At 66.6% G+C, this 18,321-nt stretch carries 12 protein-coding genes and 1 riboswitch; of the genes, 6 read left to right on the top strand and 6 right to left on the bottom strand.

Annotated elements, in window-relative coordinates; translation table 11 throughout:
- Nucleotides 1–343 precede the first annotated feature (343 nt).
- Both metK and QRN34_RS14695 read left to right on the top strand, forming a co-directional pair.
- The gene (metK, locus tag QRN34_RS14700) at nt 344–1,564 is read left to right on the top strand and encodes a methionine adenosyltransferase (RefSeq protein ID WP_285405528.1); all 1,221 of its coding nucleotides are present in this window, start codon (nt 344–346) and stop codon (nt 1,562–1,564) included.
- A gap of 172 nt (nt 1,565–1,736) precedes the next feature.
- The gene (locus QRN34_RS14695) at nt 1,737–2,258 is read left to right on the top strand and encodes a DUF4142 domain-containing protein (protein ID WP_285405526.1); all 522 of its coding nucleotides are present in this window, start codon (nt 1,737–1,739) and stop codon (nt 2,256–2,258) included.
- A gap of 122 nt (nt 2,259–2,380) precedes the next feature.
- On the opposite strand, the gene QRN34_RS14690 is transcribed toward QRN34_RS14695, so the two are convergent.
- From QRN34_RS14690 to xylA, 5 genes are all read right to left on the bottom strand, one after another.
- Nucleotides 2,381–3,526, bottom strand: a complete 1,146-nt coding sequence (locus QRN34_RS14690; protein ID WP_051938464.1) for a sugar ABC transporter permease — start codon at nt 3,524–3,526, stop codon at nt 2,381–2,383.
- A gap of 40 nt (nt 3,527–3,566) precedes the next feature.
- On the bottom strand, nt 3,567–5,114 hold the full coding sequence (locus QRN34_RS14685) for a xylose ABC transporter ATP-binding protein (protein ID WP_285405523.1): 1,548 nt from the start codon (nt 5,112–5,114) through the stop codon (nt 3,567–3,569).
- An 85-nt stretch (nt 5,115–5,199) separates the two neighbouring features.
- Nucleotides 5,200–6,216 (bottom strand): D-xylose ABC transporter substrate-binding protein, encoded by a 1,017-nt coding sequence (xylF, locus tag QRN34_RS14680; RefSeq protein ID WP_221174271.1) that lies wholly within the window; start codon nt 6,214–6,216, stop codon nt 5,200–5,202.
- A gap of 51 nt (nt 6,217–6,267) precedes the next feature.
- Nucleotides 6,268–7,749 (bottom strand): xylulokinase, encoded by a 1,482-nt coding sequence (gene xylB / locus QRN34_RS14675; protein WP_345782907.1) that lies wholly within the window; start codon nt 7,747–7,749, stop codon nt 6,268–6,270.
- 13 nt (nt 7,750–7,762) lie between these two features.
- Nucleotides 7,763–9,079: a xylose isomerase gene (xylA, locus tag QRN34_RS14670; RefSeq protein ID WP_285405519.1), complete on the bottom strand. Its 1,317-nt coding sequence runs from the start codon at nt 9,077–9,079 to the stop codon at nt 7,763–7,765.
- Nucleotides 9,080–9,232: 153 nt separating this feature from the next.
- On the opposite strand from xylA, the gene QRN34_RS14665 reads away from it, so the two are divergent.
- From QRN34_RS14665 to QRN34_RS14655, 3 genes are all read left to right on the top strand, one after another.
- Nucleotides 9,233–10,411, top strand: coding sequence for a XylR family transcriptional regulator (locus tag QRN34_RS14665; RefSeq protein WP_036137735.1), 1,179 nt, complete (start codon nt 9,233–9,235; stop codon nt 10,409–10,411).
- A gap of 27 nt (nt 10,412–10,438) precedes the next feature.
- Entirely contained in the window at nt 10,439–11,482 is a 1,044-nt protein-coding gene (locus tag QRN34_RS14660; protein ID WP_285405516.1) for an aldose epimerase family protein, read from the top strand.
- Between the two features lie 237 nt (nt 11,483–11,719).
- Nucleotides 11,720–13,591 (top strand): ATP-binding cassette domain-containing protein, encoded by a 1,872-nt coding sequence (locus QRN34_RS14655; protein WP_036137740.1) that lies wholly within the window; start codon nt 11,720–11,722, stop codon nt 13,589–13,591.
- 214 nt (nt 13,592–13,805) lie between these two features.
- On the opposite strand, the gene ppc is transcribed toward QRN34_RS14655, so the two are convergent.
- Nucleotides 13,806–16,511 (bottom strand): phosphoenolpyruvate carboxylase, encoded by a 2,706-nt coding sequence (ppc, locus tag QRN34_RS14650; protein WP_285405513.1) that lies wholly within the window; start codon nt 16,509–16,511, stop codon nt 13,806–13,808.
- 92 nt (nt 16,512–16,603) lie between these two features.
- Nucleotides 16,604–16,685, top strand: a riboswitch (S-adenosyl-L-homocysteine riboswitch).
- A gap of 18 nt (nt 16,686–16,703) precedes the next feature.
- On the opposite strand from ppc, the gene ahcY reads away from it, so the two are divergent.
- Nucleotides 16,704–18,134 carry an adenosylhomocysteinase gene (gene ahcY, locus QRN34_RS14645; RefSeq protein ID WP_285405511.1) on the top strand — a complete coding sequence of 477 codons (1,431 nt, stop codon included), beginning with the start codon at nt 16,704–16,706 and terminating at the stop codon, nt 18,132–18,134.
- Nucleotides 18,135–18,321 lie beyond the last annotated feature (187 nt).

Below are 18,321 nucleotides of genomic sequence, written 5' to 3'. Positions count from 1 at the left end.
CTAGGGGCGAAAAAAGCCGACCTCGTGCCCAGGCGAGCGTTTTTAGACTCGCCTGGTGCGGCTTTAAAACGCTTCAAAAGCCGCTTCGTTCGACTCACGGCAACGCTCGCGTGGATGCGATGTGTGGCTTCATTCGCCGAGCGTGACCTGAGGGTTCGCCCACATCGTGGGCTCCTACCCCCCCAAAAAAGCGTGCGGGTCCGTAGACCGGGTCCCGCCCCTGAACATCCATGCAATCGTCACCATCGAGGCGTACCCTCCCCCGCTGCAAACCGGTGATGGGGGGTGTATCATGGCGCGCCCCATTTATCTCTTTATCCGTAAAGAAGGATATATACCCTCGATGAGCAATTACCTCTTCACCTCCGAGTCGGTCTCCGAAGGCCACCCGGACAAGATCGCCGACCAGATCTCCGACGCCGTCCTGGACGCCATCCTGGCTCAGGACCCGCGTGCACGCGTGGCCTGCGAGACGCTGGTGAAGACCGGTGTCGCCATCGTCGCGGGCGAAATCACCACCAGCGCCTGGATCGACCTGGAAGCGCTGACCCGCAAGGTCATCCTCGACATCGGCTACGACTCCTCGGACGTCGGCTTCGACGGCGAGACCTGCGGCGTGCTCAACCTGATCGGCAAGCAGTCGCCGGACATCAACCAGGGCGTGGACCGCAAGAAGCCGGAAGAACAGGGCGCTGGCGACCAGGGCCTGATGTTCGGCTACGCCACCAACGAGACCGCCGAATACATGCCGGCGGCCATCCATTACGCCCATCGCCTCGTCGAGCAGCAGACCAAGGTCCGCAAGAAGAAGAACTCGCCGCTGCCATGGCTGCGCCCGGATGCCAAGAGCCAGGTCACCCTGCGTTACGAGAACGGCGAAGCGGTCGCCATCGACGCCGTCGTGCTTTCCACCCAGCACGATCCGGACGTGAAGCAGAAGGACCTGATCGAAGGCGTGCGCGAGCTGATCCTCAAGCCGGTGCTGCCGGCCAAGCTGCTGCACAAAGGCACCAAGTTCCACATCAACCCGACCGGCAAGTTCGTGATCGGCGGCCCCGTGGGCGACTGCGGCCTCACCGGTCGCAAGATCATCGTCGACACCTACGGCGGCTGGGCCCGTCACGGTGGCGGTGCGTTCTCGGGCAAGGATCCGTCCAAGGTCGACCGTTCGGCCGCCTACGCCGCGCGTTACGTCGCCAAGAACATCGTGGCCGCCGGCCTGGCCGACCGTTGCGAAATCCAGGTCAGCTACGCCATCGGCGTGGCCGAGCCCACCTCCATCTCGGTCACCACCTTCGGCACGGGCAAGATCGCCGACGACAAGATCGAGAAGCTGATCCGCAAGCACTTCGACCTGCGCCCGTACGGCATCATCCAGATGCTCGACCTGGTGCACCCGATGTACCAGCCGACGGCTTCCAACGGCCACTTCGGCCGCAAGCCCTACGAGATCACCGACAAGAACGGCAACACGTTCACGGCGTTCTCGTGGGAGAAGACCGACAAGGCCGAGATCCTGCGCGAGGCCGCCGGCCTCGGCGCCAAGGTGGCCCGCGTCAAGTAATTTCGAGGCGACACGCGATACGGAACGGGCGCCTTCGGGCGCCCGTTTTCTTTGGCGGCGTGGGCGGCGTGGGCGGTGCGCGGTAGTCCGGGGCACCCGTGCGGGGCGACAAGGTCACGAGCCTTTCATGGCCGGAATGCGACATCTGGGACCTGTTATCGGAGGATCCACCATGTCCCGTACCCTGCCCCGCTTCCTCGCCGCCACGCTGCTCGTAGCCGCCCTGCCCTTCGCCGCCCATGCCCAGGTCAAGGATTCCAAGGGTGGCAGCGCCACCGACGCCGGCTTCGTCACCAACGCCAGCGGCGCGGGCCTGACCGAGGTCGAACTGGGCAAGCTGGCCCAGACCAACGCCGGCTCGGCGAAGGTCAAGGCGTTCGGCCAGAAGATGATCGACGACCACACCAAGGCGGGCGAGGAACTGAAAAGCCTCGCCGCGGGCGATCGCGGTTATGCCACCGCGGAAGCACCGCCGCCGGCCAACCAGAAGGACATCGATGCGCTGAAGCGCATGAATGGTGCGGCCTTCGACAAGGAGTTCGCCAAGGTGATGGTGGCCGAACACGAAAAGGCCGTGGCGATCTTCGAGGTGGAAGCCGAGAAGGGGTCCAACAAGGACTTGCAGGCGTTCGCGAAGAAGACCCTGCCGACGCTGAAGCAGCACCTGAAGATGGCCCGCAACCTCGACAAATAACAAGCCACAGCCAACCCACGTAGGAGCGCACGATGTGCGCGAGCGGGTAATGCGGAAGGTTTATATATTCCGACACCCCCCATCGCGCACATCGTGCGCTCCTACAGGGTCGTTTTTGGTGATCAGCCGTTGCGGTTGGAGCCGGACAGGACGTCGACCCACACGGCGAGGACCAGGATGGCGCCCTTGATGATCATCTGCCAGGAATTGTCCACGTCCATCAGCTGCATGCCGCTGTCCAGACTGGCCATGACCAGGGCGCCGATCAGCGCGCCGTAGACCGTGCCGGAACCGCCGCGCATGGACGTGCCGCCGATGAAACAGGCCGAGATGGCGTCCAGTTCGCCACCGGTACCGGCGGAAGGTGAGCCGGAGCCCGTGCGCGCCACCGTGATGATGCCGGCGAAGGCGCACATCAGGCCCATCAGCGCGAACACCACCAGCTTGACCCGGGCCACGTTGACGCCGGACAGGCGCGTGGCTTCCATGTTGCCGCCCACGGCGTAGATGTGGCGGCCGAACACGGTCTGCGTCGACACGTAGGTGAACACCGCCAGCAGCCCGAGCAGGATCATCACCGGAATGGGGATGCCGTTGGCGTCGTTGAGTGTGCGCACGAAGGCGAAGATGACCGCACCGATCGCGACCAGCTTGACCACGTCGATCCACGTCGCGGCCTGCTGGAGGCCCAGCTTCGACCGGCGCAGCCGACGGCGGACGGTCAACGCGACCATGGCGAGGAAGATGACGCCGCCGATCCAGCGCGACATCTCCACGGGCACGAAGCCCTGGCCCAGCTGGATCAGGTCGTCCGGTGCCGGCGCGATGGTGGAGCTGCCGGTGATGTAGAGCACGATGCCGCGGAACGCCAGCATGCCGCCCAGGCCGACGATGAACGACGGCACGCGCATCTTCGTGACCACGAAGCCGTTGAACGCGCCGATGGCCAGGCCCAGCAGCATGACCACGCCGATGGACGGCCATGTGCCCCAGCCCTGGTTGACCGTGAGGATGGCGACGACGCCTCCCAGCAGGCCGAGCTGCGAGCCGATCGAGAGGTCGATCTCGCCCGCGATGATGACGAATACCATGCCGCAGGCAAGCATGCCGGTGATGGCCATTTGCCGGAACAGGTTGGACAGGTTGCCGGGCGTGATGAACGCCGCGTCGGTCTTGACGTGGAAGAACACCCAGATGAGCGCGACGGCGATGAGCAGCGCGAGGATCTTGTAGCGGACGAACAGTTGCTGGATTTGCTGGGCCTGCATGGAGGAGCTTCCGTGGTGGCGCGTGAAAGGGTTCGAAGGATCAGGCCGCGTGAGCGGGGCCTTCGGCGGCATGGGAAATCGCAGCCTCGAGGACCTGTTCCTGGGTGAGGCCGACGTTCTTGAAATCGCCGCGAAGCTTGCCCTCGCCGACGACGAGCACGCGATCGCTCACACCGAGCACCTCGGGCATTTCCGAGGACACCATGATGATGGCGACGCCTTTCGCGGCCAGCTCGAACATCAGCTTGTAGATGTCGTACTTGGAGCCGACGTCCACGCCGCGCGTGGGCTCGTCGAGGATCAGCACCTTCGGCCCGGGCAGCAGCATCTTGGTCAGCACCGCCTTCTGCTGGTTGCCGCCGGACAGGCCGACGATGGCCAGTTCGGGGCTGGCGGTCTTCACCCGCAGCCGCTTGATCTCGGCGTCGACCACCTGCAGCTCGGCCTGGCGGTCGATCTGGCCGGCGTGCGCGTAATGCGCCAGCGTGGCCAGGGTGATGTTGTCGCCGACGCCCAGCAGCGGCACGATGCCCTGGCGCTTGCGATCTTCCGGCACCAGCGACAGGCCGGCCTTGATCGCCTGCTCGGGCGAGCGGATCTTCACCGGCTTGCCTTCCAGCACCAGTTCCGCTTCGTAGCGGCCCGGGTAGGCACCGAAGATGGCCGAGACCAGCTCCGTGCGGCCTGCACCCACCAGCCCCGCGATGCCGAGGATCTCGCCGCGACGCACGGCGAAGGAGATGTCGTCGACCCGCTTTCGGTTCGGGTTGGCCACGTCCCAGCAGGTGACGTGCTTCGCCTCGAAGATCACCTCGCCGATGTCGTGGTCCATCTTCGGGAACAGGTTCTCGATCTCGCGCCCCACCATCGCGGTGATGATGGAGTGCGTGGTCATCTCGCTCATGGGCTTCGTGACGATGTGCTTGCCGTCGCGGATGACCGTGACCGTATCGCAGACCCGCGCCACTTCATCCAGCTTGTGGGAGATGTAGACGCAGGCCACGCCGTCGCGCTTCAGGTCCTCGATGATCGACAGCAACGTGTCGGTCTCGGACGAGGTGAGCGACGAGGAAGGTTCGTCGAGAATCAGCAGGCGCGCATTCTTGGCCAGCGCCTTGGCGATCTCGAACAATTGCTGGTAGCCGCCACCGTAGTTCATGACCGGGGCCGCCACGTTGACATCCTTCAGCTTCAGCCGGGCCAGCAGGGCTTCGGCCTTGGCGTACATGGCGTCATAGTCCATCACGCCGCCGAACTTGCGGATCTCGTTGCCAAGGAAGATGTTCTCGGCGACGGAGAGCTGCGGTACCAGCATCAGCTCCTGGTGGATGATGACGATGCCGGCGTGTTCGCTGTCGCGCACGGACTGCGCCTGCAGCGGCTTGCCGTCGAACAGGATCTCGCCTTCCCAGGTGCCGTAGGGATACACGCCGGAAAGCACTTTCATCAAGGTGGACTTACCGGCGCCGTTCTCGCCGCACAGGCCGACGCACTCGCCGGGCCGCACGGCCAGGTCGATGCCATTGAGCGCGCGCACGCCGGAAAACTCCTTGACGATCTGGCGCATCTCGAACAGGTATTCGCTCACGGTGTTCCTCTCTCATGGCGACGCCCCGCACCAAGGCGGGGCGGGGCGTCCCGATCTTACGCTTTAACGCCCTGCGCCTGACGCCTTACTGGCCGACCTGCGCCTGGGTGTAGAAGCCGTCCTTGACCACCAGGTCGACATTGGCCTTGGTCAGCGCCGTCGGCGACAGCAGGATGGTGTTGATGTCGCCGGTGCCGTTGTTCATCTTCGAAGTGAAGTTGGGCGTCTTGCCCTGGGCGAGGTCGACGGCGAGGTTGGCGGCGTCCGTGGCGATCGTCTTGATCGGCTTGTACACCGTCATGGTCTGCGTACCGGCCTTGATCCGCTTGATCGCGGCGAGGTCGGCATCCTGGCCCGACACGGCCACCTTGCCGGCCAGCTTCTGGCCGTTCAGCGCGGCGATGGCACCACCCGCGGTGCCGTCGTTGGAGGCGACGATGCCCTGGATGTCGTTCTTGCTGGCGGTGAGCGCGTTCTCGATGATCTTCTGCGCATTGGCGGCCAGCCACTCGTTGGTCCACTGCGAACCGACGATCTTCACCGCGCCGCTCTTGACCAGCGGGTCGATGACCTTCATCTGGCCCTCGCGGAGGATCTTGGCATTGTTGTCGGTCGGCGCGCCGCCAAGCAGGAAGTAGTTGCCCTTGCCGCCGGTGGCGTCGACCACGCCCTGTGCCTGCATCTGGCCGACCTTGTCGTTGTCGAACGAGATATAGGCGTCCACGGGCGCACCCAGGATCAGGCGGTCGTACGAGATGACCTTGATGCCGGCCGCCTTGGCCGACTTGACCACGTTGGTCAGCGTCTTGGCGTTGAACGGCACGATGACGATGACGTCGACCTTGCGTGCGATCAGGCCCTCGATCTGCTGGATCTGCTTCTGCTCGTTGGCATCGGCGGACTGCACGGACACGGTGGCGCCCTTGGCTTCGGCCGCGGCCTTGAAGTAGTCGCGATCCTTGGTCCAGCGCTCCACGCGCAGGTCGTCGATGGAGAAGCCGATCACCGGCTTCTCCTTGCTGGCGTGCGCCTGCGGCGCGCCGAAGATGCCGGCGCCGACCATTGAAACGGCGAGTAGGGTGTATAGGGCCTTCTGCTTCATGCTCATCTCCATGCTTGGGTACACCCCCGTTCGGGGTGGAAAAAACGCGCCTCAGGGGGCGTCGGAATACAGCGGCTTCAAACGCTCGTACGAGCGGCGGAACAGAGGGTGACGCGTTTGCAGGAAATATGCATGACGCGCTGCATCGGGCTCCCGCACGGCGGTCACCTCGGGCATCGGGCAGACCTCGTCCAGCGTGGCGTCGGTATCGACGGCCAGCCGGGCCAGGCGCGCCGCGCCCAGGGCCGGACCCACCTCGCCACCGCTGCGAAGCACCAGCTTCTTGCCGAGTATGTCGGCCAGCATCTGGGTCCAGTAGGCGCTGCGCGAACCGCCACCGATCACCGTGACCTCGTCGGCCACCAGGCCGGTGGACTCCACGGCGAGCAGGCCGTCGAGCAGGCCCAGGCCAACGCCCTCCAGGGTGGCGTTAGCCAGGTCGGCGCGCGACGTGCCAGGCACCAGGTGCGTAAACGAACCGCGGGCGTGGGCGTCGTTGTGCGGCGTGCGTTCGCCGGTGAGGTAAGGCAGGAACATCGGGCCGTCCGGCTTGAGACCGGAAGCCTCCGCCTCGGCGAGCAGGGCCGGCACGTCGGTGAAGCCGGTGAGCCGCGCGGTGAAGTCCAGGCAGCTGGCCGCGTTGAGCATCACCGACATCAGGTGCCAGGTATCGGGCAGGGCGTGGCAGAAGCTGTGCACCGCCTGTTCGGGACTGGCCCGGAAACCGTCGGAAACAGCGAAGTACACACCCGACGTACCCAGCGATAGCATCGCCTGCCCGCTGCGCACGATGCCGACGCCCACGGCGCCGGCGGCGTTGTCACCGCCGCCTGCGGCCACTGGCACCGTATCCATGCCCCAGCGGTCGGCCAGGGCCTGGCTCAGCCGGCCGGCCGGCTGGCTGCCTTCGAACACCGCCGGCATGTGCGAGCGATCCAGGCCGGTGGCGGCCAGCATCGCGTCGCTCCACTGGCGCTTGCGCACGTCCAGCCAGAGGGTACCGGCGGCATCCGATGCATCGGTCATGTACTGACCGGTCAACCGGAGCCGCAGGTAATCCTTCGGCAGCAGCACCTTCGCCACCCGGGCGAAGACATCCGGCTCGTGCTTGCGCACCCAGGCCAGCTTGGGCGCGGTGAACCCGGGGAACGCCACGTTGCCGGTGATCTCGCGGAACCCGGGCACGTTCTCCAGCTCGAGGCATTCGCGATCGGCGCGGGTGTCGTTCCAGAGGATCGCCGGACGCAGGACGGCATCGTCCGCATCCAGCAGCGTGGCCCCGTGCATCTGCCCGGACAGGCCAATGGCGGCCACGCGGCGGGCATCGGTGCCCTCGAGCACCTCGGCCACGGCCGCTTCGGTCGCGCTCCACCAGGTGGCCGGGTCCTGCTCGGACCAGCGCGGTTTGGGATGGGATACCTCCAGCGGGCTGGAGGCACTGGCCCGCACCGCCCCGGTATCGTCGATGAGCACCGCCTTGACCGATGAGGTGCCGAGGTCGATGCCTAGGTACATGCGTTCCTGTGCGTCCATCACGGGTTCCCTGTCAGCCGTAGATATAGCGGTTGACGATGTTCTCGAGCAACTCCTGGCCGCCGGAGACATGCTTCGGCTGGATGTCCCGCGTCATGGCTTCATCCGACAGCGATGCGAGGGTAAACCCGCCGTTGAGGATCTTCGCACCCAGCTCGGCATCCCAGCCCGCGTAGCGCTTCGCCTTGAAATCGGCGATGGCATCGCGCTCGATCATCTTCGTCGCACGCTCGAGGCTGAGCGCCAGCGCATCGATGCCGCCGATGTGGCCGTGGAAGAGGTCTTCCGCCGCGCTGCTCTGGCGACGCACCTTGGTGTCGAAGTTGTAGCCGCCCGTGGTGAAGCCGCCGGCCTTGAGGATCTCGTAGGTCACCAGCGTGAGTTCCTCGACGCTGTTGGGGAACTGGTCGGTATCCCAGCCGTTCTGCGGATCGCCACGGTTGGCGTCGATGGAGCCGAACAGGCCCAGCGCGATGGAGGTGGCCACCTCGTGCTGGAACGAATGCCCCGCCAGCGTGGCGTGGTTGGCTTCGAGGTTGGTCTTGATCTCGTTTTCCAGCCCGAAATCCTTGAGGAAGCCGTAGACCGTGGCGCTGTCGTAATCGTACTGGTGCTTGGTCGGCTCCTGCGGCTTGGGCTCGATCAGGATCGTGCCCTTGAAGCCCAGCTTGTGCTTGTGTTCCACCACCATCTGGAGAAAACGGCCCAGCTGTGCGCGCTCGCGTTTCAGATCGGTGTTGAGCAGGGTCTCGTAGCCCTCGCGGCCGCCCCACAGCACGTAGTTCTCACCCTTAAGGCGGTGCGTGGCTTCCATCGCGTGGCGCACCTGGGTAGCCGCATAGGCGAACACTTCCGGCTGCGGGTTGGTCGCGGCGCCGGCGGCATAACGCGGGTTGCTGAACACGTTGGCGGTGCCCCAGAGCAGCTTGACGCCGGTCTCGGCCTGCTTCTTTTCCAGCACATCGACCATGGCGGCGAAGTTGTTGCGGTACTCGGCCAGGTTGGCGCCTTCCGGTGCCACGTCGGTGTCGTGGAAGGTGTAGAACGGCGTGCCCAGGCGCGAGAAGAAATCGAAGGCGGCGTCGGCTTTCTCGCGGGCCTTGCTCATCGGATCGCCGGCGGCCTGCCAGGGACGCTCGAACGTGCCCGCGCCGAATACGTCGGAGCCCGGCCATACGAACGTGTGCCAGTAGCAGACGGCCAGGCGCAGGTGCTCGGCCATGCTCTTGCCCAGGATCTGCTTCTTCGCATCGTAGTGATGGAACGCCAGCGGGTTGTCCGAGCCGGGGCCCTCGAAGGCGATGTTGGGAATATGGGAAAAGTACGACATAACGAATCCTTGACAAACGTGGGGACGAATCGTGTCGATGCTGACTAGCCCGGGGCATCCGGCGCAATTGCGATTTCCCTCGCCACCCCGGTACTTTTCTTTGCCGCGCTGCGTCATGGCCGGAAACGGCGATTCCTGCTAGTTTTCGCGGCCATGGCACCGCACCGCATCGCCCTGCTCTTCAATGCCAACAAGGTGTACGACCGCCAGGTCATCGCCGGCATCGGGCATTACCTCAACAGCACGCGGGTGGAATGGGACCTCTTCATGGAAGAAGACTTCCGCAGCCGCATGCGCGACATCCACCTGTTCCGCGGCGACGGCGTCATCGCCGACTTCGACGACCCCGAAGCCCCGGATGCCCTGCGCGACCTGCACATCCCCGTGGTGGCAGTGGGCGGCTCGTACCGCGATGCCGCCGATTACCCGGTCGGCGTGCCTTACATCGCCACCGACAACGTCCGCCTCGTGCGCCTGGCCTACGATCACCTGATCGAGCAGGGGCTGACGCGATTCGCCTTCTATGGCATTCCCCGCAGCCCCGGCAGCCGCTGGGCGCAGGAGCGCGAGCACGCCTTCCAGGCCATGGTCGACGAGGAATCGGTGGAGGGCGTGGTGTACGAGGGCTCACCCACCAGCGCGGGCGGCTGGGGCCATGCGGTCGAGGAACTGGTCACCTGGCTGGCGGAGCTGCCCAAGCCGATCGGCATCATCGCGGTCACCGACGCGCGCGCGCGCCAGCTGTTGCAGGCCTGCGTGATGGGCGGTTTCGCCGTGCCCGAACAGATCGCCATCGTCGGCATCGACAACGACCCCATGGCGCAGCTGCTCACGCGCATTCCGCTGACCTCGGTGATCCAGGGCGCGGAGGAAATGGGTCGCACCGCCGCCCACCTGCTGCACCAGATGCTGCGCGGCGTGGACTGCTCGGCCTCGCGCGTGCTGGTGCCCCCGGTGGGCATCAACGTGCAGGTGTCCAGCCGGTTCCAGCCGATGCGCAGCCCGCACGTCATGCGCGCCAGCCACTACATCCGCCAGTACGGTTGCCTGGGCATCAAGACCGAACAGGTGGCCGACTACGTGGGCGTGTCCCGCACCGTGCTCGAGGAACACTTCAAGCGCGAGCTGAAGCAGACCGTCCACCAGGTGATCCTCAAGCACAAGCTGGACACCGCCTGCGACCTGATCGCGCACTCCGAGGTACCGCTGGGCGACATCGCGCTGCGCTGCGGTTTCACGTCGCTGCAATACATGTATGCGGTATTCCGTCGCGAGTACGACTGCACGCCACGCCAATACCTCGACCTCCATCGCAAGACGGCGGCCACCTGACCGCCTTCCGCAGGGAACGCTTCATCCATGCCCGTATCCAACGCCACCGCCTGGGGCCACCTCCCCGACGGCCGCCCGCTCCATCGCTGGACCCTGCGCAACGCCCGCGGCGCCCAGGTCGACATCGCCGACCTGGGCGGCACCCTGCTCTCCTGGCAGTCGCCGGATCGCCAGGGCCGGATGGGCGAGGTGCTGCTCGGCCACGCCGACGCGGCCCAATACCTCGCCTCCGACGCCTACATGGGCGCCATCGTGGGCCGATGGGCCAACCGCATCCGTGGCGGCCGGTTCCGGCTGGACGGCATCGACTACCGCGTGGACCGCAACGATGGCGGCAACCACCTGCACGGCGGCCAAGAGGGCTTCCACGTGCAGCGCTGGGATGTCGAACCGGACGGCGATTCGCTGGTGTTGCGACTGGTCTCCCCCGAAGGCGACGGCGGCTTCCCCGGCGAGGTGCGCGTGGAACTGCAGGTACACCTGGACGATGAGGGCACGCTGGACCTGGCCTATCTGGCCACCAGCGACGCACCCACGCCGCTCAGCCTCACCGCGCATCCTTATTTCAATCTCAACGACCGCCGGCCGGATATCCGCGACCATATGCTGCGGATCGACGCCGACGAGTTCCTGGCGATCGATGCCGGCGCCATCCCCGTGGGACGCCAGCATGTTGCCGGCACGGCCTTCGATTTCCGCGAGGCCGCCCCGATCGGCTCACGCCTGCACTGGCCCGATCCCCAGCTGCGCCTGGTCGGCGGGTTCGACCATTGCTACGTGCCGCAGGGCCCGGCCGGCGCGACTCCGCGCACGGTGGCCGTGGTCAGCGAACCCTCCAGCGGCCGCCGACTGACCGTGGCGACCGATCGCCCCGGGCTGCAGTTCTACAGCGGGCAGAAGCTTACCGGCCAACCCGGTCGCCACGGCGAGGCCTACGGGCCGTTCGCCGGCTTCGCCCTGGAAACCCAGGCCTTTCCCGACCAGATCAACAGCCCCGAGGCCGAGGCGGTCGTGCTGCGCCCCGGCACCCCCTGGCGCCAGCACACCCGCTATACCCTCGATCTGGGGTGAGCCCGACGGCCGGCGACGGCTCCCCGTAGGAGCGCACGATGTGCGCGATGGGGGTGCCGCGTGGCCTCGTGGCCGCGAGGCCTCGTCGCCGGGTCGCCTCGTCGCCACGCCGCCGCGTCGCCGCCCGCCTTGTGGGCTTTTCGCGCACATCGTGCGCTCCTACGCCTCCCTCATGCCGCGTTCTCGTACACCACCGCCGTCCACCCCGTGCCCCGCGACCCGGTTACAATCGCGGGTATGTCTCTTATCCAATTGCTCAATGTCGACTACAGCGTCGGCGGTCCGCTCCTGCTCGAACAGGTGAACCTCTCCCTCGACGCGGGCGAGCGCGTCTGCGTGGTCGGGCGCAACGGCGCGGGCAAGTCCACGCTGATGAAGCTCATCGCCGGCGAGATCCATGCCGAGGACGGCGAGATCCGCCTGCAGGGCGGTACGCGCATCGCGCGGCTGACGCAGGAAGTGCCGCAAGACACCACCGGCAGTGTCTTCGACGTGGTGGCCGAGGGCCTGGGCGAACTGGGCCACCTGCTTGCGCGGTACCACCACCTGCTGGAAGAAGGCGACATGGATGCCCTGGGCGACGTCCAGGCGCAGATCGAGGCCCACAACGCGTGGGACCTGGACTCCCGCGTGCAGCAGGTCATCGAGCGGCTGGAACTGCCGGCCGAGACCGACTTCGCCGACCTCTCCGGCGGCATGAAGCGCCGCGTGCTGCTTGGCCAGGCGCTGGTCCGCGACCCGAACCTGCTGTTGCTGGACGAGCCGACCAACCACCTGGACATCGAGGCGATCGCCTGGCTGGAAACGTTCCTCAAGGGCTTCGCCGGCAGCATCGTCTTCATCACCCATGACCGCAGCTTCCTGCGCGCACTGGCCACCCGCATCGTCGAGATCGACCGCGGCAACGTCACCAGCTGGCCGGGCGACTACGACAACTACCTGCGCCGCCGCGAGGAACGCCTGCACGCCGAGGCACAGGCCACCGCACATTTCGACCGCAAGCTGGCCCAGGAAGAAGTGTGGATCCGCCAGGGCATCAAGGCGCGCCGCACCCGCAACGAAGGCCGCGTCCGCGCGCTGAAGGCCCTGCGCCGCGAGCGCGCCGAGCGTCGCGAGCAGACCGGCACGGCCAAGATCACCCTGGGCAGTGCGCAGGCTTCGGGCCGCAAGGTGGTCGACCTCAAGCACGTCACCCATGGCTACGCCGGCCGCACGCTGCTACGCGACCTGTCCACCACCATCATGCGCGGCGACCGCGTCGGCATCATGGGACCCAACGGTGCGGGCAAGTCCACGCTGCTGAAGATCCTGCTGGGCGAGCTGAAGCCGCAAACCGGCGAATCCACGCTGGGCACCAGCCTGCAGATCGCCTATTTCGACCAGCACCGCTCCACGCTGGACGACACCGCGAACGCGCTGGACAACGTGGCCGAGGGGCGCGAATACATCGAGCTCAACGGGCAGCGCAAGCACATCATCGGCTACCTGCAGGACTTCCTGTTCTCGCCCGAGCGCGCACGCGCGCCGATCACCCGTCTGTCCGGTGGCGAGCGCAACCGCCTGCTGCTGGCCAAGCTGTTCGCGCAGCCGTCCAACCTGCTGGTGATGGACGAACCGACCAACGACCTCGACGTCGAGACGCTGGAACTGCTGGAAGAATTGCTCAACGAATACACCGGCACGCTGTTGCTGGTGTCGCACGATCGCGACTTCATCGACAACGTGGTTACCAGCACGCTGGTGCTGGAAGGCGACGGCGAAGTCGGCGAGTACATCGGCGGCTACAGCGACTGGCTGCGCCAGAAGCCGGCCATCGAGGCGGCCCGTGCCGCCAGCGCGAAGGCCTCCGCACCGGCACCCGCCGCGGCAACGCCTCCCCCGGCCGCGCCGAAGAAGAAACTGTCGTTCAAGGAGCAGCGTGAACTGGACCTGCTGCCGGCAAAGCTCGAGCAGCTCGAGACCGAGATCGCGAAGCGCACCGAGGCGATGAACGACCCGAAGTATTACCAGCAGGATGCCGCCGCCATCACCCGCGCCAACGAGGAGCTGGCGAAGCTGCAGGCCGAATTGGATGTGGCGTTCGCGCGGTGGGAAGAGCTCGAGGGTTGAGGGGATCGGGTTAAGCGGCGTTAAAAGCATCGCCCACATCGTGGGCTCCTACCCGGCCTCGCCCCGGTAGGAGCGCACGATGTGCGCGAAAAGCCAACAAAGCGACGACGCGGCAAGCCCCACCGTCGCCACCGGTAGGAGCGCACGATGTGCGCGAAAAGCCAACAAGGCGGCAACGCGGCACCCCCCTCCGTTGCCGCGTCCCACCCCACCCTCACCCCGTATTCTGCAACCCCTGCGACACGCCATTGACGCAAGCCACCAGGGCATTGAGCAGCGCCTCGTCCTTACCCTCCGTCGCGCGCCAGCGACGCAGCAGGTCGACCTGGAGCAGGCTCATCGGGTCCACGTACGGGTTGCGCAGGCGGATGGACGTAGCCAGCCGCGGGTCACCGGCCAGCAGTTCGCTGGCGCCCTTCAGCTTCAGCACCCAGGCCACCGTGCGCTCGAATTCGGCGCGGATCATCGGGAAGAACCGCTCGTGCAGCGGTCCGGCCAGGCGGGAGAACGCCTCCGCGATGTCGATGTCGGCCTTGGCCAGCACCATCTCCACATCGTCGAGCATCGTCGAGAAGAACGGCCACTCATGGGCCATGCGGACCAGGTCGTCTTCGCCACACTCCTTCGCCACGGCGTCCAGCGCGCTGCCCAGACCGTACCAGCCGGTGAGCACGGCACGGCACTGCGTCCACGAGAACACCCAGGGAATGGCGCGCAGATCTTCCACGCCCTTCATGCTGCGCCGACGCGCAGGGCGAGAGCCGAGGGTCATGCGCTCGATCACGTCGATCGGCGTGGCGCCGCGGAAATAGTCGACGAAACCCTCCGTATCGACGAAGGCGCGATAGGCCTTGCGGCTTTCGTCGGACAGGCGGGCCATGACGTCCTTCCAGCCGGCCTCACGGGTCTCGGTCTCGCGCGGACGCAACGAGGCGCGCATCACGGCGCCCAGGGTCTGCTCCAGGTTGCGCACGGCCAATGCGCGGATACCGTATTTGCGATGGATCACCTCGCCCTGCTCGGTCACCCGCAGCACACCGCCGACCGAGCCCCGCGGCGAGGCCATCAGCGCGGGGGTGATCCGCGAGCCGCCTCGGCTGGCCGAGCCACCGCGGCCGTGGAAGAAGGCGACACGGATGCCGGCCTTCGCGGCTACGTCGAGCAATTCGGCCTGGGCGCGCTGCAGGCTCCATTTGGAAGCGACCGTGCCGCCATCCTTGCCGCTGTCGGAATAGCCGAGCATCACCCACTGGCGATCGCCGCGAGCCTTCAGGTGCTCGCGATAGACCGGGTCGTCCAGCAGCGCCTGCAAGGTCGCCGCGCCGCCGGCAAGGTCGTCGATGGTCTCGAACAGCGGGGCCACGTCGAGCGGCACGCGACCGTCGTCGACCAGGCCGCCCCGACGCGCCAGCGCCAGCACGGCCAGCACGTCGGCCGCGGTTTCGGCCATGCTGATGATGTAGAGGCCGGTGGCCTCGGTGCCGTAGCGCTGCCGCGCGTCCGCCAGCGTCGCGAACACGGCGCGAAGCATCTCCGCCGCCTCATGGCCGTCGCCGGCCGCGAAGGCGCGCTCGCCGGAGGCATACGGCCGCAGGGCCTCCACCCGTGCCCCCGTGTCGCGCTGCGCCCACTCGGCATCGTCGAGCAGCGCACCCAGCGCCTCGTCGTGCACGCGGGCGTCCTGACGCACGTCCAGGCGGGCCAGGTGGAAGCCGAACGTGCGTGCGCGCCATAGCAGGCGACCGACCGCATAGGCGCCGGCATGGCGACCGTCGTGATCGAGCAGGCTTCGCTCGATCAGCGCGATGTCGTCGATGAACGCATCGGCATCCGGGTAGGCCTGCGCCGTCTCGTGCAGCGTCGCCTCCAGGCGGGCCGCGACGAACGCCAGGAAGGTGCGGTAGGGCATATCGGCGTGACGGGGGCGGATGCGCGCCGCCGCCTCGGGAAGATCGTCGCGGTAGGTCTGCAGGCGCCGCGCCAGCGTATCGTCCAGGGTCACGCGATCGTCGGTCTGGCTGAGCAGGCGGCCCAGCGCCGTGACGTCTTCGAGGTAACGCTCCAGCACCAGTGCGCGCTGTGCGGACAGCGTGGCAGCGACGGTATCGGCGTTGACGTTGGGATTGCCGTCCATGTCGCCACCCACCCAGGTGGCGAAGCGGAGCAGGCGGGGGATCGTGACGCCTTCGCCGTAGGTCTCGTCGATCGCCTGCTGCAGCGACTCGTAAAGGGCCGGCAACACACGGTAGATAGGCCTGGCGATATAGAAACTGATGTGGTCGAACTCGTCCTGGACGCTGGGGCGCACCGGCGACGCCTCGGCAGTCTGCCATCCGGAGGACAGCGCCATGAGGATGCGCGCGTCGTCGTCGCGGCGTTCCTGAGGTGTACGCGTGGGATCGAACTCGTCGACCAGCGCGCGGACGATTTCCTGTTCCTTCTCCAGCAACGACCGGCGTACGGCCTCGGTGGGATGCGCCGTGAACACCGGCTCCACGTCGAGCCGGTCCAGCAGCGAGGCCAGTTCCTCACGACCGACCCCGTCCTTTTTCAGCCGCGCCAATACGGCGGCCAGCGACTCGGGCTGGGCCGCCCCGCCCTCGCGCTGGTAGTCACGGCGGCGGCGGATGCGATGCACGCGCTCGGCGGTGTTCACCGCCTGGAAGTAGGTGGCAAAGGCGCGGGCCAGGGACTCCGCATCGGCGGCCTCCAGTCCGGTCAGGGTGTCGGCCAGGGCGTCCACGGCGGCCCCGCTGCGTCGGCGGTGGATGGCCGCGGTGCGCACATGCTCCACCCGTTCGAAGAAGGGCTGACCGCCCTGCTCGGCCAGCATCTGGCCCACCAGGGCACCGAGGCGGCGCACGTCCTCGCGCAGGGGGCCGTCGTGGGGCAGGAATTCGGGATCGCGCGCAGCTTCCATCGGACTCTCACGTAGGACGAAACCCCGAGAGTACCGAAAAACGTGTTCATCCTTGCATCCGGATTCCGCGATATAATCGCCGGACCGTTTTGCCCGTCGAGGGGCGCTGCGACCATGGGCATCGTCCCCTGGCCAGGCTCGACGCGGCGTCCCACCAAACGGCGCCCCCGTGAACTTCCGGAGCTACGCCAGATGAACGCCGTTACCAAAGACCAAGCCTTCGACGATTTCAAGGTCCGCGATATCTCGCAGGCCGCCCTCGGCCGCCGCCGCATCCGCATGGCGGAAGAGGAAATGCCGGGCCTGATGCAGATCCGCGCCCGCTACGCCAACGAAAAGCCGCTCAAGGGCGTGCGCCTGTCGGGCTCGCTGCACGTGACCAAGGAAACGGCCGTGCTCGCCGAGACCCTGCGCGAGCTGGGCGCCTCCGTGCGCTGGGCGTCCTGCAACATCTTCTCCACCCAGGACGACGTCGCCGCGGCACTGGCCGCCGACAGCCTGCCGGTATTCGCCTGGAAGGGCGAGTCGCTGGAGGAGTACTGGGAGTGCACGCTGGACATGCTGACCCACCCGGGTGAGCTGGGCCCGCAGCTGATCGTGGACGACGGCGGCGACGCCACCCTGTTCATCCACAAGGGCGTGGAGCTGGAAGACGGCAGCGACTGGGTCAACACCCCCAGCGGCAGCCACGAGGAGCAGGTCATCAAGGACCTGGTCAAGAAGACGGCCGCCGCGCGTCCGGGCTGGTTCAAGAAGGTGGCCGCCGAGTGGAAGGGCGTCTCCGAGGAAACCACCACCGGCGTGCATCGCCTCTACCAGCTGGCCGAAGCCGGCAAGCTGCTGATCCCGGCGATCAACGTCAACGATTCGGTTACCAAGAGCAAGTTCGACAACCTCTACGGTTGCCGTGAGTCGCTGGCCGACGGCATCAAGCGCGCCACCGATCTCATGGTGGCCGGCAAGGTCGCCGTGGTCTGCGGTTACGGCGACGTCGGCAAGGGTTGCGCCCATTCGCTCAAGGGCTTCGGCGCCCGCGTGATCGTCACCGAGATCGACCCGATCAACGCCCTGCAGGCCGCGATGGAAGGTTTCCAGGTCACCACGATCGAAGAGACCCTTGGCCTGGGCGACATCTACGTCACCACCACGGGCAACAAGGACATCATCACGCTCGAGCACATGGCGGCGATGAAGAACAATGCCCTGGTCTGCAACATCGGCCACTTCGACAACGAGATCCAGATCGATCGCCTGAACGGCGCGAAGGATGTCACTCGCGAGACGATCAAGCCGCAGGTGGATCGCTACACTTTCGCTACGGGCAACAGCATCTACATGCTGGCCGAAGGTCGTCTGGTCAACCTCGGTTGCGCCCACGGCCACCCGAGCTTCGTCATGTCGAACAGCTTCTCCAACCAGACGCTGGCGCAGATCGACCTGTGGAAGAACAAGGACACCTACGAGAAGAAGGTTTACCGCCTGTCGAAGAAGCTGGACGAAGAAGTGGCCCGCCTGCATCTCGCGCAGATCGGCGTGAAGCTGACCGTGCTGACCAAGGATCAGGCCGACTACATCGGCGTGCCGGTGGAAGGCCCGTACAAGCCGGATCACTACCGCTACTGATCGACGGTTCGTATCGTTGAAAAGAAAGGCGCCCTCGGGCGCCTTTTTTTGGTTCTACACGCATGACCGGGGCCGTACCGAAGCCGAAGCCGAAGCCAGAGCCAGAGCGCGTCGCTCGTATGGCGCGGCGATGAGGCGCTGGGTGGTCACACTCTGCGCTCGAGCAGCGGCCGCAAGCGGCCGAACT

This window comes from Luteibacter sp. ME-Dv--P-043b, assembly GCF_030209605.1.
GTDB lineage: Bacteria > Pseudomonadota > Gammaproteobacteria > Xanthomonadales > Rhodanobacteraceae > Luteibacter.
This window is presented reverse-complemented; position numbering and strand designations above follow the sequence as displayed.